Origin of the sequence: Clostridium sp. OF09-36 (genome assembly GCF_003481985.1) — a bacterium.
In the GTDB taxonomy this organism is placed as follows: domain Bacteria; phylum Bacillota; class Clostridia; order Lachnospirales; family Lachnospiraceae; genus Brotaphodocola.
The window spans coordinates 123,185-143,583 of record NZ_QUMD01000008.1 but is presented as its reverse complement, the minus strand read 5'-3'; the positions used below and the strand labels follow the sequence as shown (position 1 = coordinate 143,583).

The following is a 20,399-nucleotide window of genomic DNA, read 5'->3' as shown; positions in this document are numbered from 1 at the left end:
TATCAAATTGATATGAATATAATGCAGAAATTGCATTTTACAGATTGGATTGTATGTGCGAAAATACAATGCGTAAACGTTAGAAAAATAACAAACCAAAATTTTTGAGCAAGAAACGCAACGTTTCCCATGTTGCGCAGACAGCAGCAAAACGACGTAAGTAAAGAAAGAGGTAAGATCATGGAGAACAACACCTGTCTGGAAAAGCAGCCTCTGTGTGAGGAAATGCTGGAAAAGATGAACGCCTACTGGCGTGCGGCAAACTATCTGTCTGCCGGTCAGTTATATCTGTTAGATAATCCGCTTTTAAAGAAACCGCTGAGCATGGATCAGATCAAAAAGAAAATCGTAGGACACTGGGGAACCGTTCCAGGACAGAACTTTGTGTATGTGCACTGCAACCGTGCTATCAAGCGCTATGATCTGGATATGATCCTTCTTTCCGGCCCGGGACATGGCGGCAACTTCCTGATCGCCAACACCTATCTGGACGGAAGCTACAGCGAGGTATATCCGAATATCAGCCAGGACGAGGAAGGTATGAAGAAGATGTTCAAGCAGTTCTCCTTCCCGTGTGGTGTTCCGAGCCACTGCGCTCCGGAAACGCCTGGTTCCATCAACGAGGGCGGCGAGCTGGGTTATTCCATTGCGCATGCATTTGGCGCCGTGTTCGATAACCCGGACCTGATCGCAACGGTAGTTGTAGGTGATGGCGAGGCAGAGACCGGACCGCTTGCGACTTCCTGGCAGTCCAATAAATTCTTAAACCCGGTCACCGATGGTGCAGTTCTTCCAATCCTGCACTTAAATGGTTACAAGATCAGCAACCCGACCATTTTCTCCCGTATCCCGCATGACGAGATTAAGTCCTTCTTCGAGGGCTGCGGCTGGAAGCCGTACTTTGTTGAGGGCGATGACCCGATGACCATGCACAAGAAGATGGCAGAGACCATGGACGCTGTGATCGAGGAGATCAAGGCTATTCAGAAGCATGCAAGAGATGAGCAGGACCAGGAGCGTCCGAAGTGGCCGATGATCATCCTGCGCACTCCGAAGGGCTGGACTGGTCCGAAGGTAGTAGACGGACAGCAGATCGAGGGCTCCTTCCGTGCCCATCAGGTGCCGATCAGCATGGAGAAGCCGGAGCATTTACAGCTGTTAGAGGAGTGGTTAAAGAGCTACCACGCAGAAGAGCTGTTTGATGAAAACGGACGCCTGATCCCGGAACTGGCTGAGCTGGCTCCGAAGGGCAATGCCCGTCTTGGCGCAAACCCGCATGCAAATGGCGGACTGCTGCTGAAAGACCTGCGTCTCCCGGATTTCCGCGAGTATGGCATTCCAGTTGAGCCGGGCAAGACCAAGGCTCAGGATATGATTGAACTTGGCGGCTATATCCGTGATATCTTTAAGCTCAATGAGGACAGCAAGAACTTCCGTATCTTTGGACCGGATGAGAGCATGTCCAACCGTCTTTACAAAGTATTTGAGGAGCAGAACCGCGACTGGAACGGCGAGCTGCTTCCGACCGATGATAAGCTGGCAAGAAATGGCCGTATCATGGATGGTATGCTGAGTGAGCATATGTGCGAGGGCTGGCTGGAAGGTTACCTGCTGACCGGCCGTCATGGCTTCTTCGCAAGCTATGAGGCATTTATCCGTATCGTGGATTCCATGGCTGCGCAGCATGCAAAGTGGCTGAAAGTCTGCAACCAGCTGTCCTGGAGACGCCCGATCGCATCCTTAAACTTCATCCTGACTTCCAACGTATGGCAGCAGGACCACAACGGATTTACCCATCAGGATCCGGGATTCTTAGACCATATCGCTAACAAGAAAGCAGACGTTGTCCGCATGTATCTCCCGCCGGATACCAACTGCCTGCTGTCCTGCTTCGATCACTGCATCAAGAGTAAGAACTATGTGAATGCGATCGTTGCATCCAAGCATCCGAGCTGCCAGTGGCTGTCCATGGAGCAGGCTGTAAAGCACTGCACCCAGGGTATCGGTATCTGGGAGTGGGCAAGCAATGACTGCGGCGAGGAGCCGGATGTTGTTATGGCATGCTGCGGCGATACTCCGACCCTGGAGACCATGGCTGCCGTTACCATTCTGAGAGATGAGCTTCCTGAGCTGAAGATCCGCGTTGTAAATGTGGTTGACCTGTTCAAGATGGAGTCCGACCATAAACATCCGCACGGCTTAAGCGATGCAGAGTACGATGCAATCTTTACTCCGGATAAGCCGGTTATCTTCGCATTCCACGGTTATCCGACCCTGATCCATGAGCTGACCTACGAGCGCAACAACCACAATATGTCTGTTCATGGTTACCAGGAGGAAGGTACGATCACGACTCCGTTCGACATGCGTGTCCAGAACCAGCTTGACCGCTTCAGCCTGGTGAAAGATGCCGTGATGCATCTGCCGCAGCTTGGCAACCGTGGTTCTTTTCTGATTCAGAAGATGAACGACAAACTGGTAGAGCACAAGCAGTACATTGCCGAGTACGGCCAGGACCTCGAAGAGATCCGCAACTGGGAGTGGCATGTACCGGTAGAAAAATAAGTACAGATGATAGTGAAACAGAAGTATTATATATAGAAGAAACGCCGTCCGCAAAATGGGCGGCGTTTCTTTGTCTAAAAAAATCAGCGGAGGTGCCGGTGGCACCTCCGCTGATCTGGCAGTTGTGGGTATACCGCAGGGCGGCACACCATGTTTAGAAGGATAATGAGGAAATGAATTACATCGCACGAACCGTCATTACTCCGGATCGTGCATGGACCATGCATTGTGGTCCGTGTGTAAGATCATGTGGGACTTGTGGGAAAGAGGATGTTCAAGGAAATCCTGGTACAGCTTTGCCACGTCCTGATTCTCATGGGAGAACCGGATCTTACTGTTCTTGTCGAGGAAGTGCAGGTTTTCACCGCGCACGCCTGCCAGTTCTTTGCCGTCACAGATCGGCTGTCCGCCGCCGCCGACACAGCCGCCGGGGCAGGCCATGACTTCTACGAAGTCATAAGATACATCGCCGCGCCGGATCGCCTCGAGGAGTTTTCTTGTGTTGCCGAGGCCGCTGACAATGGCGGTGCGGACCGTGGTTCCGTTAAAGTCGAGGTTTGCTTCTGTGAGTGCATAATCCTCATTGACGGTACGGATGTCATCAAAGAAATCCGGGTCCGGATTTTTGCCGGACAGGGCATGGTAAGCGGTTCGAAGTGCCGCCTCCATGACACCGCCGGTTGCGCCGAAGATGACGCCGGCACCGGTCCACTCCTGCATGAGGCTGTCTGGCTTTCGGTCAGTCAGCACTTCCGGCCGGATGTGGGTTTCGCGGAGCATGCGTGTGAACTCTCGTGTGGTCAGCACAATGTCCACGTCTTTCCCTGCGTATTCTTTATAGTAGAAATCCATGTTTGCCTCTGCCTTTTTTGCAACGCAGGGCATAACGGATACGGTCACAATATTTTCCGGGTCCACGCCGATGGACTGGGCGAAGTAGGTCTTCATGACAGCACCAAACATCTGCTGCGGGGATTTCGCGGTCGAAAGCTGCGGAACCATCTCCGGGAACTGGGTTTTTACAAAACGCAGCCAGCCCGGACAGCAGGAGGTGAACATCGGCCGGTTGTTTAAGGAACCGCTCTGGAACCGATCCAGAAATTCGGTTGCTTCTTCCATGATCGTTAAGTCGGCGGAGAAGGAGGTATCGAACACGTAGTCCGCGCCCATGCGCTTCCAGGCATCTAAAATCTTGCCGACGGTAGCGTCTTCGCGTTTCATTCCCATGGCTTCGCCCCATGCAGTGCGGACCGCGGGAGCAATCTGGACTACAACGGTTTTCTTTTCATCTGCAATGGCATCCCATACTTTTTCGGTGTCATCGCGCTCGCGCAGGGCGCCCACCGGACAGTGGGTGATGCACTGGCCGCAGAGGGCACAGTCTGCATCGGTGATCTTGCGGTTGCCTTTGACATTGACGGTGGTTCTGGAACCGGTACTGGTCACATCCCAGATACCCAGTCCCTGCACTTTATCGCAAACCTGGATGCAGCGCATGCACTTGATGCACTTTTCCGTGTCGCGGATGAGCGGGAAATTCTTATCCCATGGAGCATGTTCTACACGCTCTTTAAACGGAAGGTCGATGATGTTTAAGTCGTTTGAAAGCGTCTGCAGAGTACAGTTGCCGCTGCGGACACAGGTTGCGCACTTAAAGTCGTGCTGGGAGAGGATGAGCTGTACATTCTGTTTTCTTGCCACACGAACCCGCGGACTGTTTGTTAGGATTTCCAGTCCCTCCTGCACTTTATTGTTGCAGGAGGTTACCAGCTTCTCTTTTCCGACAACCTCCACGAGACATACGCGGCAAGCCGCAATCTCGTTGATATCTTTTAAATAGCAGAGCTTTGGAATGTCGATTCCTGCAAGGGCAGCCGCTTCCATAATGGTGGTTCCCTCCGGAACCGAGATTTCGTTATGATCGATCTTTAAATTTACCATCTGTTTTCACGACCTCCTTTGAAGATTCCATAGCCGAAGTGATCGCAGCCGAGGCAGCGGCTTGCTTCCTGTCTTGCTTCTGCTTCGGTCATGCAGTTTTCCACGCCTTCGAAATCGCAGACGCGCTCGCAGGCCTCGCGCTCAGTCATATTGACACGGCCGCATGGAATGCGGTCACGCAGATCAGGCTCTGGAAGCACAACATCGCAGCTGATCGTGTGACGGAAACCAAGATATTCGTCTATGTTTGCCGCAACGACCTTGGCAGCGGCAATGGCTTTGATGACGGATGCCGGGCCGGACGCGCAGTCGCCGCCTGCAAATACGCCAGGCATATGGTCGAAACCGCCGTAGCGCTCGGTCTGGATCTTGCCGCGGTTGACCGGAAGACCGGCTTCCTCGAAGTGCTGGAATTCGATATCCTGTCCGATCGCCACGATCAGGGTCTGGCACGGAACAAAGATATCCGGCTCGCCGGTCGCACGCACACTGGCTCTGCCGCCTTTAATCTTGCTGATCATCTGCGGGGTGACATAGACACCGCGCACATGGTTGTTTTCATCGACATCGATCCGGGCCGGAGCCATCAGGGTTTTTACTTCAATGCCCTCGGCAACAGCGCCTTCAATCTCACCCGGAAGTGCAGTCATATCAGCTACACGGCGCCGGTAGAGGATAGAAACCTTCTTTGCGCCGAGACGTTTTGCTGTTCGGACTGCATCCATGGAAACGTTGCCGCCGCCAATGACAGCAACCTCCTGTCCGCTCAGATCCGGATTTAAGTTCTTTCCGACATCACGCAGGAAGTGGACTGCGGAGATGACACCTTCTGCAGATTCTCCTTCAATGCCAAGCTTTTTATCTGTGCTTGCGCCGATGGTGATGAGCACGGCATCGTATTCCTTGCACAGTTCCTGAATCGTAATGTCAGTTCCGATCCGTTTTCCGTACTCGACTTTCACACCAGTCTCCAGAATGGCGTTGATATCGTCATCAAGACGCTCCTTTGGCAGACGGTAGTTCGGGATGCCGTAGCGGAGCATGCCGCCCAGTTTCGGGAGCATTTCAAAAACGGTGGTCTGATGTCCCATGAGCTGCAGGTAATAGCTGCGCTTAAGCCGCCCGGGCCGCCGCCGATGATGGCAATCTTTTTGCCGGTGGAAGCAGCACAGGCTGGCGGAGGAACTTTGCCGGCATAATCTGCTGCGAAGCGTTTCAATCCGCGGATGTTGACGGCGTCGTCAATGATGTTTCTGCGGCAGCGGGCCTCACACGGATGTTCACAGATGAAGCCGCAGGTGGTCGGAAATGGATTGTCCTTGCGGATCAGACGGATGGCATCGGCGTAGCGGCCTTCGCGTACCAGGGAAACGTAACCCGGAATATCCACATGGGCCGGGCAAAGGGAAACGCACGGAACCGGCTGCGTGTAGTTGCAGGTACAGCGGCCTGATGAACGTGCTCCTCATAGTCTTCACGGCATTCTTTTAAGCTTCGGTATACCGTATGGGCAGCTTCGTAGCCAATGGCACAGTCAGCACCGTTCATAATGCTCTGGGACAGTTCCTCCATGAGCTTTAAGGTTTCCATGGTGGCTTCCCCGTTCATAACATCGGTGAGCAGGTTCTTTAACTGCCACAGGCCGACACGGCACGGGACACATTTGCGCAGGTGTGGGTGTGGCACATCTCCACAAAGGCTCTGGTCATGTCAACCGGGCAGAGACCTGGCGGACTGGATTCGATTCGGCGTTCCAGGTCTTTGTACAGCTCCTCAATCATGAGCTGAGCCTGGTTGGGACTGGTGATTTCCAAACGACTCATAGTAGGTGTTCCTCCCTTTTTGTTAGGTGGCCATGCGCTTGATTGCCACGTTATTGTACAAAATGATGATGTTTCTCAAATACAACTGCCTCTAAGTATACAGAGTGCCAGAGAAAAAGGCAAGCGAAAACTAAAAATTTTTTAGGTTTTCTAAAAGTTTGTCAGAAATAAAACAAAGGAAGCCGCATTCCGGGTCTTTGGACCTTTCATGCGACTCCCTTTTGGGTATCTTATAAACTTAAAACTTTTTCTCATATTATCCGGCAAGACAGCCGCACTGCGCGGTCCTTGAAATGACCGCAGCTGAGACCAAGTATACAATAGGACCGCTTGTTTGGCAAGTCTTGTTTTGTTTCCGGTTGAAGCTTTTTTTCTCAACAACTAGAATACCACAACCAGCAGCATCTTAAACTGCTCCTGTCCATACACGGCATGCGGATGCTTTGCCGGCATGACGATAGACTCCCCTTCATGCAGTTCATATGCCTTGCCGTCGATGGTGATGCGGCCAACGCCGTCTAAGCAGATGACGAACGCGTCACCGCCAGATTCGTGGGTGCTGATCTCCTCGTCCTTGTCGAAAGCGAAGAGGGTAACGCTTAAGGCATCATTCTGGGCGAGGGTCTTGCTGACGACCTGGCCTTTCTGGTAGGAAACCTCATCTTTTAATGTGAGAACCTGGGACTTGTCGATATTTTTGATAAAGCTCATGATGATAAACCTCCTTGAATGTTGGATAAAATCTGCCCGTAACTGTTTTATGCTAGCAGTTACATATGATTCTATTATAAACGCAATAGCAAAGAAAATCCGTTGTCCAGGCAACAAAATGTTGAAATAGAAGCTATGCTGCAAAATTTGTTGTTTGTGCGATATATGAGCAGTGACGAAAACATTCCTTTCTGTCAGGTTGACGCCTTTTCTACTTTGTATTAGAATGAAATCAGCTGTAACGCATCAGAAAACCGAAACAGCAGATCCATCGGCGTCGTTACGCGGTCAGGCGCATGCGGGACGGCAATGCCAGATTCTGACAGAAAGTTAACAGCCGTTTTGGAAAAATTGATGTGAATGTAGAAAATTTAACAAATACAGGAGGACAAACTGGTGGATAAGAAGCAGCTTGCAATTGAAAAACACAAAGAATGGAAGGGAAAAATTGAGGTCATTTCCCGTGCGAAGGTTACAACTCCGGAGGAGCTGTCCATCGCCTACACCCCGGGCGTGGCAGAGCCGTGCCTGCTGATCGCAGAGGATGAGGACAAGGCTTACGATTATACCCGTAAAGGCAATCTGGTTGCTGTCATCACAGACGGAACCGCAGTGCTGGGACTTGGCGATATCGGACCGTCTGCTGGTATGCCGGTTATGGAAGGAAAGTGCGCACTCTTTAAAACATTTGCAGATGTAGACGCATTTCCGCTGTGTGTGGATTCCAAGGATGTGGACACCATCGTCAATACCATTGCCCTGATCTCCAAGAGCTTTGGCGGCATCAACCTGGAGGATATTGCAGCTCCGCGTTGTTTTGAGATTGAGAAAAAGCTGAAAGAGCGCTGTGACATTCCGGTCTTCCACGATGACCAGCACGGTACTGCTATCGTAGTAGGTGCTGCACTTCTGAATGCAGTGAAAGTAACCGGCAAGAAGATGGGCGAGCTCCGTGTTGTCATCAATGGCGCTGGTGCTGCTGGTGTGGCAATTGGTAAGCAGCTGATTGCAATGGGCTTTGGAAATATTATCATGTGTGACATCCACGGCATTATCTGTGAGGGCGATGCAAACTTAAATTCTGGTCAGGAAGAAATCTCCCATATCAGCAACAAGAATAAAGAGCATGGAACACTTGCTGATGCCTTGAAAGGTGCTGATATCTTTGTTGGTGTGTCCAGACCGAACCTGGTAACCAGAGAAATGGTAGCTACCATGAACCACGGTATGTATTGTCATGCAAACCCGGTTCCGGAGATCATGCCGGATGAGGCAAAAGCAGGCGGTGCAGCCGTAGTTGGTACCGGACGTTCTGATTATCCGAACCAGATCAACAATGTGCTGGTATTCCCGGGACTCTTCAAGGGCGTTCTTGCAGTACGTGCGAAAGACATTACCGAGAAGATGAAGATCGCGGCAGCGCATGCGATTGCTTCCGTCATTCCGGAGGAGGAACTGAATGCAGAATATGTGATTCCGTCTTCCTTTGACAAGAGAGTTGCCCTGGCAGTAGCGAATGCAGTAGCAAAGGCTGCTGTGGAAGAGGGCATCAACCGGGTTCCGTATGAAGAGATAAAGTAATGGTTTGGAACTTCATCCGTACGAAATAAAAATCACGAAAAAATGAGAATCAAAAAGATCTCATAAGTGCTATATAAGATAAGAAGAAATTTCTTCTGCAAAGAATCTGTTAAAACCGTCACATTTTCAGGGTGTGACGGTTTTTTTGGTATAAGTGTGGTTTTAAGTGGCAAGTTTGACAATTTTTATCGGTTGTTTTTGTGAAAATGTTCGATAAAAAAAAGACAGAAATGTTTGCAATGTGCAAGATTCACCATTTTTAAACGAAACATCTATTCATAATGGACAAAACCAAAAAGTTTGGTTATAATATGTAGTACATGCAAAAATGCAGAAAGAGGTGAGCGTTGGTGCATTATAAGAAAAGCGTATTCCGTAGTCTTGCCATGGTAACACAGCTTGGCCTTAGCGTACTGACTCCAATCCTCCTGTGCATTTATACAGGTTATCTGGTGGATTCCCATTTTGGGACGAAGCTCATGGTACCAATGCTGATCCTTGGGGTGTTGGCTGGCGGACGCTGTGGCTGGATTATGGCGAAGAATACTCTTTTGCAGGAGCAAAAAGAGGACGAACGTCTAAGACGTGAGCAGCAGGTCGGACAGCAGCGCAGTGGAATCAGCAAACCGAAACAGCCAAGCCGTATTACGGGTGCAGGTGCAAGGTCAGACAGCAAAGGAGGCAGATCACAATGAGATGGCTGAGTAAGTCAACAAAGCGGCTGCTTGCGGAGATGTCGGCCGGGATTATTTTTTACAATCTGGTCCTGATCGTTCTTTCGTTTCTGCTTCTTCCCAAGGTTTCCTATCCGGTTATTCCGGTAGTCCTGGGACTGATTGCAGGAGCAGCAGGAGCGATCTGCATGCTGATCCATATGGCGGTGACGACCGAGCGGGTACTCGACAGCGGAAGTGAGAACTATGCGAACAAATATACCGTTGCGCAGAGCATGCTGCGCAAGCTTGTGTTTGTGGCAGCACTTCTGATTTGCTGGAAAGTGCTTAAGATCGATCTTCTGGCAGCGGTCATCGGCGCTATGGGCATGAAAGCAGGTGCATACCTGCAGCCACTGATTCACAGAATTTCCGGTGGAAAAGATCCTGAGCCTTCTGTCCAGGCAGAAAGCACGGAGCAAGACCGTCCGGGGATATCATGAGAGAAAGGAGGAACCGTGAATGGGAATGCTGATTTCCAATGAGCCTGACTTTATGATACACGGGGTATTAAAATACCAGTTGTTCGGTCAGGATTTTTGGATCACAACAACGACCATAGGCATGTGGATCATCACCGCGCTGATTTTGATTCTTGCGGTACTGGCAAACCGGACCTTGAAAAAGGCAACGGACCAGCCCGGAACGTTTCAGAATGTGCTGGAGATGGCGTACGAGGCACTGCAGGGCATGACTGCAGGAATTCTGGGAGGCAATGCAAGACGTTTCATCAACTACATTGGAACGATCTTTGTATTTATCCTCTTCTGTAACTTAAGCGGTCTGCTGGGACTGCGTGCTCCGACTGCAGATTATGGCGTTACTTTCCTGCTTGGTATGTTTACGTTCTTTATTGTAAACTACCAGGGCATCAAGAACAGGGGCGTAAGACATTTTACCAGCCTGTTTGAGCCAACACCGATCTTATTCCCGATCAACTTAATCGGTGAGATCGCGAACCCGATTTCCATTTCCCTGCGTCTGTTCGCAAACCTGCTGTCAGGCGTGATCATTATGGGATTATGGTATGGCATGATGCCGATCTTTACCAATATCGGTATTCCGGCGGCACTTCATGTTTACTGTGATGTATTCTCCGGTGCGATCCAGACATACGTATTCTGTATGCTGACCATGGTTTATATCAATGATAAGATGGAATAAGCCAAGTCATGCCAGGATGAATGGCACATCACATCAATTTATTTTATTTTTTAGGAGGACTTAACTATGAATGGTATCTCAGGACAGGACTTTATCTTTGGTTGTTCCGCAATCGGCGCTGGTCTGGCAATGATCGCCGGTATCGGACCTGGTGTAGGACAGGGTATTGCAGCTGGTCACGGTGCAGCAGCAGTAGGCCGTAACCCGGGTGCAAAATCCGATATCACTTCCACCATGCTTCTTGGTCAGGCAGTAGCAGAGACCACCGGTCTGTACGGTCTGGTTGTTGCTATCATCCTGATGTTCGTTAAGCCGTTCGGCGCATAAGAACAGAAACGTTACGGAGAGCGTAGCGAACAGTAACGAACGAAAGGAGGCGTAAGACTTGGACAGATTGATCGGATTTGATCCGCAGCTTCTGCATGATGCAGTGCTGACCGGTATCAATATCTTCATTTTATTCTTTGCATTGTCCTATCTGCTTTTCAATCCGGTGCGCGATGTGCTGGAAAAGAGAAAACAGAAGATTGCCGGGGAACTGGCTTCTGCTGCGGAAGACAAAGCTTCTGCAGAGTCCATGAAGGCGGAGTACGAGGCAAAATTAAGAGACGTGAACAAAGAAGCTGAGAGCATTCTGGAGACTGCACGGCGTAAAGCCAAAGCCCGTGAGGAGGAAATGCTCGATGAAGCCAAGGCCGAAGCAGCCAGAATCATTGAGCGGGCAAACCGCGAAGTCGAGCTGGAGAAGAAGAAAGCCCTCGATGACATGAAGCAGGAGATCGTAGACATTGCTGCTTACATGGCAGAGAAGGTGGTTGGAAACTCCATCGATGTAAAGATTCAGGATGCTTTGATTGATGAGACTTTGAAGGAAATGGGTGAACATACATGGCAAAGCTAGTTTCAAAGGTGTACGGTGATGCATTGTTTGAGACAGCCATGGAAAAAGAGATCATGGACACGCTCTACGAAGAGACCAGTGCCCTGCTCCCCATTTTACAGGACAACCCGGAACTCTTTTCCGTTCTCGGAAATCCGCAGATCGTAAAAGAAGAAAAGGTTACCTTATTACATCAGGTCTTTTCCGGAAAGATTGCGGAGGAGCTGATGGGCTTCTTGAGCATCATTGTTGAGAAAGACAGACAGAACGAGATGATCTCGATTCTGGAATATTTCATCCAGAGGGTGAAAGAATTCAAAAAGATCGGAGCTGCTTATGTGACCAGCGCAGTGGAGCTGGGCGTGGAGCAGAAGGCCGCTTTGGAAAAAAGACTGCTTGAGACCACCGGTTATGTGCAGTTTGAAATGCATTACGATGTGGATGCGTCCCTCCTTGGGGGCATGGTCATCCGCATCGGAGACCGTGTAGTGGACAGCAGTATTAAGACAAGGCTTTACGGGCTGAAGAAGGAGTTATCCGCGCTTCAGCTGGCATAATAAGCCGGAAAGGAACAGACAATGAATTTGAGACCAGAAGAAATCAGTTCGGTAATCAAAGAACAGATTGCAAAGTATTCTACCAAACTGGAAGTCTCTGACGTCGGAACCGTTATCACGGTTGCGGACGGTATCGCTCGAGTTCATGGACTGGAGAAAGCCATGCAGGGTGAGCTTCTGGAATTCCCGGGAGAAGTATACGGCATGGTCCAGAACCTGGAGGAGGACAACGTAGGTGTCGTTCTCTTAGGTGATACCAGGAACATCAGTGAGGGAGATATCGTTAAGACAACCGGACGTGTGGTTGAGGTCCCGGTAGGCGACGCCATGACCGGACGAGTTGTCAACGCACTGGGTATGCCGATCGATGGCAAAGGCCCGATCGAGACTGACAAATTCCGCCGTGTTGAGCGTGTCGCTCACGGCGTAATCGAGAGAAAATCGGTAGACACCCCGTTACAGACCGGTATCAAGGCAATCGATGCCATGATCCCGATCGGCCGTGGACAGCGTGAGCTGATCATCGGTGACCGTCAGACCGGTAAGACCGCGATCGCGATCGATACCATCATCAACCAGAAAGGTCAGGGCGTTCACTGTATCTACGTGGCAATCGGTCAGAAGGCATCTACCGTTGCCAACATTGTAAGAACCTTAGAGGAGTTCGGCGCTATGGACTACACCACTATCGTAGTTTCCACAGCATCCGACTTAGCTCCATTACAGTACATCGCACCATATTCCGGATGTGCGATCGGTGAGGAGTGGATGGAAAACGGAGAGGACGTACTGGTTGTCTACGATGACTTAACCAAGCACGCTGCCGCTTACCGTACCCTGTCCCTTCTTCTGAAGAGACCGCCGGGACGTGAGGCTTATCCGGGCGACGTATTCTATCTGCACTCCAGACTGCTGGAGCGCGCATCCCGTCTTTCTGACGATTTAGGCGGCGGTTCCTTAACCGCACTGCCGATCATCGAGACCCAGGCGGGCGATGTATCCGCATACATTCCGACCAACGTAATTTCCATTACCGATGGTCAGATTTACCTTGAGACTGAGATGTTCAACTCCGGTTTCCGTCCGGCAATCAACGCTGGTCTGTCCGTATCCCGTGTAGGCGGCGCGGCACAGATCAAGGCAATCAAGAAGATTGCAGCGCCGATCCGTGTGGAACTGGCACAGTACCGTGAGCTGGCAAGCTTCGCGCAGTTCGGTTCCGAGCTGGATGCCGCAACCACCGAGCAGCTGGCACAGGGCGAGCGCATCCGTGAAGTCTTAAAACAGCCTCAGTACCAGCCAATGCCGGTTGAGTACCAGGTAATCATCATTTACGCAGCAACCAGAAAGCATCTTCTTGATATTCCGGTTGCAGATGTGCTGGCATTCGAGAAAGATTTATTCAAGTATATTGACAGCAAGTACCCGGAGATCCCGGCAGCAATCCGCGACACCAAGGTGCTGTCTGAGGAGACCGAGGCTCTGCTTGTAAAAGCGATCAAAGAGTGCAAAGAGCAGCGCTAGATAAGGCAGGTGAACGATCATGGCATCGATGAGAGATATTAAACGCAGAAAAGCAAGTATCCAGAGCACCGGCCAGATTACCAAAGCCATGAAGCTGGTTTCTACAGTCAAGCTGCAGAAATCCAGACAGAAAGCAGAAGGCTCCAAGCCTTATTTCGACTTGATGTATGAGACGATCTCTTCTATGCTGAAAAAGTCAGGAACCATCGACCACAAATACCTGCGGGCAGGCAATACGGATGGAAAGGCGGTCATCGCGATCACTTCCAACCGCGGCCTTGCCGGCGGCTACAACAACAACATTGTCAAGCTCATCGCAGGAAATGAGGCGCTGACCCCGGAGAAGACCCGGGTCTACGCCATTGGCCGTAAGGGCCGTGACGGACTGGCAAAGAAGGGCTACGAGATCACTGCGGACTACTCCGAGGTGATCGACGAGCCGGCTTACCAGGATGCGGCAGATCTCACAAAAGAACTGCTGGCAGCATTCGGACGCGGAGAGGTCGGAGAGATCTATCTTGCATATACTTCGTTCAAGAACACCGTAGTTCATATTCCGAAGCTCATCAAGCTCCTTCCGTTTACCATGGAAGAAAGCGGCGAAGCAGAGGCTCCGAAAGCGGAAGCACTCATGAACTACGAGCCGAGCGAAGAAGAAGTGCTCGATATGATCATCCCGAAATATATGAGCAGTCTGATCTTTGGTGCGCTGCAGGAGGCAGTTGCCAGTGAAAATGGCGCGCGTATGACCGCCATGGATTCGGCAACCAACAATGCAGAAGAGATGCTGGGCAAGTTAGAGCTGCAGTATAACCGTGCGCGTCAGGGTTCCATTACCCAGGAGCTTACGGAGATCATTGCAGGCGCAAATGCGATCAATTAATCTGTTTTGACAGAGCCTGGTGCCCTGCCAAAACGATAGCGCTCCCAGGGAGTGCATTCGAGAAAGAAATAAAAGGAGAAGCAAGATGGCAGAACAAAATACTGGTAAGATCACACAGATCATCGGTGCGGTCATGGATATCAAGTTCTCCCAGGGCAAGATTCCGGAAATCAACGAGGCAATCAAGGTACCGCTCGAGGACGGCGGCACCCTGACCGTCGAGGTTGCACAGGATCTTGGTGACGATACCGTAAGATGTATCGCAATGGGAACCACCGATGGTCTGAGACGTGGTATGGACGCCATTGCAACCGGCGCACCGATTTCTGTACCGGTTGGTGAGAATACGCTGGGCCGTATTTTCAACGTACTGGGCGAGCCGATCGACAATAAAGAAAAGCCACAGGTGGAAGAGTATCTTCCGATCCACAGAAAAGCTCCTACCTTTGAGGAACAGTCCACCCAGACTGAGATCCTTGAGACCGGTATCAAAGTCGTAGACCTGCTCTGCCCTTATCAGAAGGGTGGTAAGATCGGTCTGTTCGGCGGTGCTGGTGTAGGTAAGACCGTCCTGATCCAGGAGCTGATTCGTAACATCGCTACCGAGCACGGCGGATATTCCGTATTCACCGGTGTAGGTGAGCGTACCCGTGAGGGTAATGACCTTTACTACGAGATGACCGAGTCTGGCGTTATCAATAAGACCACCATGGTATTCGGTCAGATGAACGAGCCGCCGGGAGCACGTATGAGAGTCGGCCTGACTGGTCTGACCATGGCAGAGTACTTCCGTGACAAAGGTGGTAAGGATGTCCTGTTGTTCATCGACAACATCTTCCGTTTCACCCAGGCAGGTTCCGAGGTATCTGCACTGCTTGGACGTATGCCGTCCGCAGTAGGTTACCAGCCGACCCTGCAGACCGAGATGGGTGCTCTGCAGGAGCGTATCACCTCCACCAAGAACGGTTCCATTACTTCCGTACAGGCAGTTTACGTGCCGGCCGATGACTTAACTGACCCGGCTCCGGCAAACACCTTCGCACATCTGGATGCAACCACGGTATTAAGCCGTGCCATCGTAGAGCAGGGTATTTACCCGGCAGTAGACCCGCTGGAGTCCACCTCCCGTATCCTCGACCCGCGTGTCGTTGGTGAGGAGCACTACAAGGTAGCCGCGGCGTGCAGGAGGTTCTGCAGAAGTACAAAGAGCTGCAGGATATCATCGCCATGTTAGGTATGGATGAGCTTTCCGAGGAAGATAAACTGACCGTATCCCGTGCACGTAAGATCCAGAGATTCTTATCCCAGCCGTTCTTCGTAGCAGGACAGTTCACCGGTCTGGAAGGCCGTTACGTTCCGTTAAGCGAGACCATTCAGGGCTTCAAGGAAATCCTGGAAGGCAAGCATGACGACATTCCGGAGCAGTATTTCCTGAATGCAGGTAATATCGATGACGTTCTTGCCCGCGTGAAATAGGGGGTATGTCTATGGCTGATGGAATGAAATTAAAGGTTGTCACCCCGACCGGCGGGTTCTACGACGGAGATGTCTCCATGGTAGAGCTGACCACCACCGAGGGTGAGATCGGTATTTACCCGGACCACATTCCGCTGACTGCTGTTGTTGCGCCAGGCGTCCTCAAGATCCATGAGAACGGCGGCGAGAAGGAAGCAGCACTCATGTCCGGATTCATCACCATTCTGCCGGAGCAGGTAACGATCATGGCAGAGGTAGTGGAGTGGCCGGATGAGATCGACTATCACCGTGCAGAAGAGGCACGTTCCCGTGCGGAGCGCCGTCTTTCCTCCGGTCAGGCTGATCTTGATGTAGTGCGCGCAGAAGCAGCGCTCAAGCGCGCGCTGGTGCGTTTGAATTTGAGACATTAAACAAAATAGAGCAATAAAAACGGAGCATTCGCAAATGATCTTAGCGAATGCTCCGTTTTTGCTGTTAATTTGTATAAGAATCTTTATTCGTACAAAAATCCCGGCTCATTATAGATCAGAGCCATGAACTCCACATCTTCGCTGGAGTTGTTTTCCAGGCTGTGGAACTGTCCGACCTCGATGATGCAGCAGTCGCCAGGGCCAACTTTGGTGACAGACTTGTCGTTGTCGATGAAGTCAGCCTGTCCCTTTAAAATGTAATACGGCTCGGTGTCATGGACGTGCTGGTGCCAGCCTACGCTTGCGCCCGGAGGAAGTACCACCTTAGCGTACATTCTTCCGTGACCTAAAAATTCTTCTTTGGAAATGATGTGATGCACATATGCGGTACCTTTGCCGCCGCCCAGATGTTCAACCGCAACAGTATTTTCTTTGCGAACCATAATTTCAGCCTCCTTAGTCTGTAATACCGTGACTGTTCCATGTTTCCACGGTCACGTGTTATCAAAAGTATATCCCAAAATGAAACAAAATGAAATATAAAATTATGGAAGATTACAATCTTAGCATCCGGTATCCGACTCCGATATGGGTCTGGATCTGCTGGGGCGCGCCCGGAGCGGATTCCAGCTTTTTGCGGAGCGTTGCCATAAAGACCCGGAGAGAGGCTACGTCGCTTTTAAAGCTGCTTCCCCATACATGCTCGGTGATATAGGTGTGGGTCAGGACCTTTCCGACATTGCGTGCCAGCAGGCACAGAAGCTTGTATTCGGTGGGGGTCAGGGACAGCGGTTCCTCGTTTAAGCAGGCGCATCCGGCAGAAAAATCGATCTTTAAAGGACCGTTTTGGAAAACGGAATCCCGGGCAGATATATTTTCCTGTATAAAGCTTAAACGGCGCTGGGTCACACGCAGGCGGGCCAGAAGCTCATCAACGGAAAAGGGCTTGGTCAGGTAATCATCGGCACCATTGTCCAGAGCTTCAATCTTGTCGGTATCCTCGCTGCGGGCGCTGATGACGATAATGGGGGTCATGCTCCAGGTGCGGATCTGCCGGATGATGTCGATGCCGTCAATATCTGGAAGTCCAAGATCCAGCAGAATGATATCCGGATTGTGGGAGGATGTCTCGATCAGCGCGGTTTCTCCGTTTGCTGCGGTTAAAAAGCGGTAATCGTGCAGCTTTAAGGTGGTAGTGATCAGGTTGCGGACGGGTGCATCGTCCTCCACAACCAGAATCAGCGGTTTATTCATGGATAGTTACCTCCTCGCAGGGTAATGTAAAGGTAAAGACACAGCCGGAGGGCGTATTGTCAGATACGGAAATTTCTCCTCCGTGGGCCCGGATAATGGAGCGGCATAAACAGAGTCCAAGACCAAGGCTTCGGCGGCTGTCCGCGATGCGGTTTGCGCCGGTATAACACATATCAAAGACAAAAGGCTTTGCTTCATCCGGAATGCCCGGACCATCATCCGTGACCCGGATCCGCACCTTTGATGCCAGCCTGTCGGTCAGGATCTGGATCCGGCTGCCCTTTTGTGTGTATTTGATGGCATTGTCCACCAGGTTGATGATGACCTGCACAATGAGCCGGGCATCCATGCGGGCAAGCAGAAAATCATCCGTGCTTTCTGCTGTAATGCTATGTTCAACGCTTTGACGGCTGACATGACGGAGCGCTTCGGAAATGACCTCGCTGACCAGTTCGGTTTCCATGCGCAGGTTCATGCGGCCGTCTTCAATGCGGGTGACAGCCAGCAGATTTTCTACCAGATTGATCAGCCACATGGAATCGTCGTAGATGTCCGCGTAGATCTGCAGCCGGGTGGCTTCGTCGATGGCGGAATGGTTGGAGAGCAGGTTGCTGGCATTGCCGGATATGGCAGTCAGCGGGGTGCGCAGATCATGGGAGATGGTACGCAGCAGATTGGCCCGGAACCGTTCCTTTTCCATCAGAAGAGCTGCCTGCTCTTTTTCCCGGATATTCTGGCGGTTTTCCATGGCCAGGGCGCCTTCTCCCAGTATGGAAACCAGAACGCTGTATTCAAAGGAATCCATGGGATGCTCTCCGGCTTCCATGCCGGCAACTCCATAGACAGCATCCTGTACCCGGATGGCCAGATAATGGCACAGAGCATCCGGAAAAGTGTCGGTATAGGCACCGGCCCGTTTGTTGTGAGCCAGAACCCACAGGGCAACCTCCCGTTCCCGGGGGCAGGTCAGAAATTCAGATTTTTCTGTGGAAGCAGGATCCGGGGAGAGGATGGGTGTTCCTAATGTCCCATGTTGAACCGGGTAAATGATGATGTGTTTCCCGAGTAATTTTTGGATCTGGGAAATCAGGGTATTCAGGATTGCTTTGTCGGTTTCTGCCTTTTGCAGAAGCTGGTTGGTGTCAAACAGGACCTTGGTGCGGTAGGCCAGCTTGGCGGACTGGCGGGCGTGATCCTTCAGACGGGTGGTCAGGGCACTGCTTAACAGGGCCACGGCAAACATCACAATAAAGGTGACCGGATATTCCTTTCCGTACACATGAAAGGTGAAGCGAGGAGTGGTAAAAAAATAGTTAAAAACAATAACGCTGCAGGCAGAAGCCAGCAGACTGCAGCTCCATCCGGTCGTGGCGATGGAGGCCAGCAGGACTCCGAGGATATAAAGCGTGATGATGTTTGCCTCTGACAGTCCGGCCCGGTAGAAGAAGAGACCGGTCAGTGTCACGGAAATCAGAATGCAAACGGTGCGCAGCAGATCTGTTGCCTGAATATTCCAGACTGCATTCCGGAGATGCCCTCTGGGGTGGTAGCTGCTGTGAGCGGAGGCAGCATCCGGAATAATGTAGATATCCAGATTCGGCGCGATTTCTGTCAGCTTTTCTGTCAGGGACGGCTTGCTCCAGATATGTCGCCGCCGGATATTGCTGCGCCCAAGGACAATTTTTGTAATATTGTTGAGGCGCGAAAATTCCGCGATCTGGTAGGAAACATCGTCACCGTATACGGTTTCGATGGAGGCTCCAAGCTGCTCGGCCAGACGCATGTGTTCTTTCAGACGATTCTGATCTTCTTTGGACATGGCAGAATGATCCGGTGTCTGGACATAGAGCGCAGTCAGGGTGCCATGAAAGGCCTCAGACATACGGGCACCCGTCTGCACGATCCTCAGGTTTGATGGCGCAGAAGAAAGACAGACGAGGATATGCTCTCTGGTCTGCCTTTCGGAATGATATGTTTCAGAAAAATTGTTATCCTGTATCATAATGCTGGATCCTTCCATATTCGGGCATGGTTTTTCTGATTTCCATCATAAAACGGATTCTTTTGCAAATCAATCTAAAGAATCATTTTCTTCCGGCATTTTCCGGTCAGGATCCGGCCGCTGCTGTTCCATGCGCAGATTCCCTTTGCGCAGCCGGTCCAGAATCTGGTCAATCCGGCTCATAAGCAGATAGATGAAGGTAAAAAACAGGATGAGAAAGAGAATCAGAATCAGATTTCCCATAAGATCACCTCCGAAATCAGATCCGGAAACATTTCTGCAGATCGCGGTAGCGGCCAAGGACCAGGATGGAGTCTCCTGCGCAAAAACTGGTCTGCGGCGTAACCGAATACTCAATTTTGCCATTATGGCGCACTCCGATGATGTTGATGCCATACTGCTTCCGGATGTCGATCTGCGAGACACTCATGCCGATCCACTGGTCAGGAAGATCGACTTCAAACAGATCATGATCTCCGTCAAGATCAACAAAATCCCGGATGTGGTCAGAGCTGCAGCGAATGGCGGTCCACTTGGCCAGCTGTTTTTCCGGGTAGACGACTTCATCCGCGCCGTTGCGCAGCAGGAACTTGGCATGGACATCTCTGGCAGCCCGGGAGACAACCAGTCTGGCACCCAGCTCTTTTAAGAGCGATGTGGTTTCCAGGGAACTTTGAAAGTCAGTTCCGATGGCAACAATGCAGACATCGAAATTGCGTACGCCCAGGGAAGAAAGAAAATCCTCCGAGGTGCTGTCGCCAATCTGAGCGCTGGTCAGGAAAGGAAGAGCTTCGTTGACACGCACCTCATTATGATCGACTGCCATCACCTGGTGCCCCAGGGAATGCAGCTCCATGGCAATATGTTTTCCAAAACGGCCGAGGCCAATCAGTAAAATTGATTTCATAATCTTGC

18 protein-coding genes and 2 pseudogenes are annotated in these 20,399 nt (G+C 51.1%); 12 read left to right on the top strand and 8 right to left on the bottom strand.

What is annotated here, in order from left to right; all coding sequences use genetic code 11:
• Window positions 1-180: 180 nt before the first annotated feature.
• Window positions 181-2,565, top strand: a complete 2,385-nt coding sequence (locus DXA97_RS08800; RefSeq protein ID WP_182436842.1) for a phosphoketolase family protein — start codon at window positions 181-183, stop codon at window positions 2,563-2,565.
• A gap of 198 nt (window positions 2,566-2,763) precedes the next feature.
• On the opposite strand, the gene DXA97_RS08795 is transcribed toward DXA97_RS08800, so the two are convergent.
• The 3 genes and pseudogenes from DXA97_RS08795 to DXA97_RS08785 all read right to left on the bottom strand — a co-directional run bounded on the left by DXA97_RS08795 (window position 2,764) and on the right by DXA97_RS08785 (window position 7,040).
• Window positions 2,764-4,506 (bottom strand): [FeFe] hydrogenase, group A, encoded by a 1,743-nt coding sequence (locus tag DXA97_RS08795; RefSeq protein ID WP_118719559.1) that lies wholly within the window; start codon window positions 4,504-4,506, stop codon window positions 2,764-2,766.
• A pseudogene (locus tag DXA97_RS08790) lies at window positions 4,500-6,329 on the bottom strand (NAD(P)-binding protein). The gene DXA97_RS08795 and the pseudogene DXA97_RS08790 overlap by 7 nt, the downstream one beginning before the upstream one ends.
• A 381-nt stretch (window positions 6,330-6,710) precedes the next feature.
• Window positions 6,711-7,040, bottom strand: coding sequence for a cupin domain-containing protein (locus DXA97_RS08785; RefSeq protein ID WP_182436841.1), 330 nt, complete (start codon window positions 7,038-7,040; stop codon window positions 6,711-6,713).
• 396 nt (window positions 7,041-7,436) lie between these two features.
• Between DXA97_RS08785 and DXA97_RS08780 the strand changes: the two genes are divergently transcribed.
• The 11 genes and pseudogenes from DXA97_RS08780 to atpC all read left to right on the top strand — a co-directional run bounded on the left by DXA97_RS08780 (window position 7,437) and on the right by atpC (window position 16,228).
• Window positions 7,437-8,621, top strand: coding sequence for an NADP-dependent malic enzyme (locus DXA97_RS08780; protein WP_118719557.1), 1,185 nt, complete (start codon window positions 7,437-7,439; stop codon window positions 8,619-8,621).
• A 350-nt stretch (window positions 8,622-8,971) separates the two neighbouring features.
• On the top strand, window positions 8,972-9,316 hold the full coding sequence (locus tag DXA97_RS08775; RefSeq protein ID WP_118719555.1) for an AtpZ/AtpI family protein: 345 nt from the start codon (window positions 8,972-8,974) through the stop codon (window positions 9,314-9,316).
• Window positions 9,313-9,777 carry a hypothetical protein gene (locus DXA97_RS08770; protein ID WP_118544254.1) on the top strand — a complete coding sequence of 155 codons (465 nt, stop codon included), beginning with the start codon at window positions 9,313-9,315 and terminating at the stop codon, window positions 9,775-9,777. Before DXA97_RS08775 ends, DXA97_RS08770 begins: the two co-directional genes overlap by 4 nt.
• Before the next feature lie 19 nt (window positions 9,778-9,796).
• Complete coding sequence (gene atpB, locus DXA97_RS08765) at window positions 9,797-10,498, top strand: F0F1 ATP synthase subunit A (RefSeq protein ID WP_118544255.1); 702 nt, start codon at window positions 9,797-9,799, stop codon at window positions 10,496-10,498.
• A 66-nt stretch (window positions 10,499-10,564) separates the two neighbouring features.
• Complete coding sequence (gene atpE, locus DXA97_RS08760) at window positions 10,565-10,825, top strand: ATP synthase F0 subunit C (protein ID WP_118544256.1); 261 nt, start codon at window positions 10,565-10,567, stop codon at window positions 10,823-10,825.
• A gap of 58 nt (window positions 10,826-10,883) precedes the next feature.
• Complete coding sequence (atpF, locus tag DXA97_RS08755) at window positions 10,884-11,399, top strand: F0F1 ATP synthase subunit B (RefSeq protein ID WP_118719553.1); 516 nt, start codon at window positions 10,884-10,886, stop codon at window positions 11,397-11,399.
• Entirely contained in the window at window positions 11,387-11,935 is a 549-nt protein-coding gene (atpH, locus tag DXA97_RS08750) for an ATP synthase F1 subunit delta (protein WP_118719551.1), read from the top strand. The genes atpF and atpH overlap by 13 nt, the downstream gene beginning before the upstream one ends.
• A 21-nt stretch (window positions 11,936-11,956) precedes the next feature.
• Complete coding sequence (atpA, locus tag DXA97_RS08745) at window positions 11,957-13,459, top strand: F0F1 ATP synthase subunit alpha (RefSeq protein WP_118544259.1); 1,503 nt, start codon at window positions 11,957-11,959, stop codon at window positions 13,457-13,459.
• A 19-nt stretch (window positions 13,460-13,478) separates the two neighbouring features.
• Window positions 13,479-14,342 (top strand): ATP synthase F1 subunit gamma, encoded by an 864-nt coding sequence (atpG, locus tag DXA97_RS08740; RefSeq protein ID WP_118544260.1) that lies wholly within the window; start codon window positions 13,479-13,481, stop codon window positions 14,340-14,342.
• A gap of 85 nt (window positions 14,343-14,427) precedes the next feature.
• A pseudogene (gene atpD, locus DXA97_RS08735) lies at window positions 14,428-15,818 on the top strand (F0F1 ATP synthase subunit beta).
• Window positions 15,819-15,829: 11 nt separating this feature from the next.
• Window positions 15,830-16,228 (top strand): ATP synthase F1 subunit epsilon, encoded by a 399-nt coding sequence (gene atpC, locus DXA97_RS08730; protein WP_118719549.1) that lies wholly within the window; start codon window positions 15,830-15,832, stop codon window positions 16,226-16,228.
• Window positions 16,229-16,311: 83 nt separating this feature from the next.
• Here atpC and DXA97_RS08725 read toward each other — a convergent pair whose 3' ends face one another.
• The 5 genes from DXA97_RS08725 to DXA97_RS08710 all read right to left on the bottom strand — a co-directional run bounded on the left by DXA97_RS08725 (window position 16,312) and on the right by DXA97_RS08710 (window position 20,391).
• Window positions 16,312-16,671 (bottom strand): cupin domain-containing protein, encoded by a 360-nt coding sequence (locus DXA97_RS08725; protein ID WP_118544264.1) that lies wholly within the window; start codon window positions 16,669-16,671, stop codon window positions 16,312-16,314.
• A 112-nt stretch (window positions 16,672-16,783) separates the two neighbouring features.
• Window positions 16,784-17,482 (bottom strand): response regulator transcription factor, encoded by a 699-nt coding sequence (locus DXA97_RS08720; RefSeq protein ID WP_118719547.1) that lies wholly within the window; start codon window positions 17,480-17,482, stop codon window positions 16,784-16,786.
• Complete coding sequence (locus DXA97_RS08715) at window positions 17,475-19,484, bottom strand: DUF4118 domain-containing protein (protein ID WP_182436840.1); 2,010 nt, start codon at window positions 19,482-19,484, stop codon at window positions 17,475-17,477. The genes DXA97_RS08720 and DXA97_RS08715 overlap by 8 nt, the downstream gene beginning before the upstream one ends.
• A 69-nt stretch (window positions 19,485-19,553) precedes the next feature.
• On the bottom strand, window positions 19,554-19,727 hold the full coding sequence (locus DXA97_RS20140; RefSeq protein WP_154106736.1) for a hypothetical protein: 174 nt from the start codon (window positions 19,725-19,727) through the stop codon (window positions 19,554-19,556).
• A 16-nt stretch (window positions 19,728-19,743) separates the two neighbouring features.
• The gene (locus DXA97_RS08710; protein ID WP_118719543.1) at window positions 19,744-20,391 is read right to left on the bottom strand and encodes a TrkA family potassium uptake protein; all 648 of its coding nucleotides are present in this window, start codon (window positions 20,389-20,391) and stop codon (window positions 19,744-19,746) included.
• Window positions 20,392-20,399 lie beyond the last annotated feature (8 nt).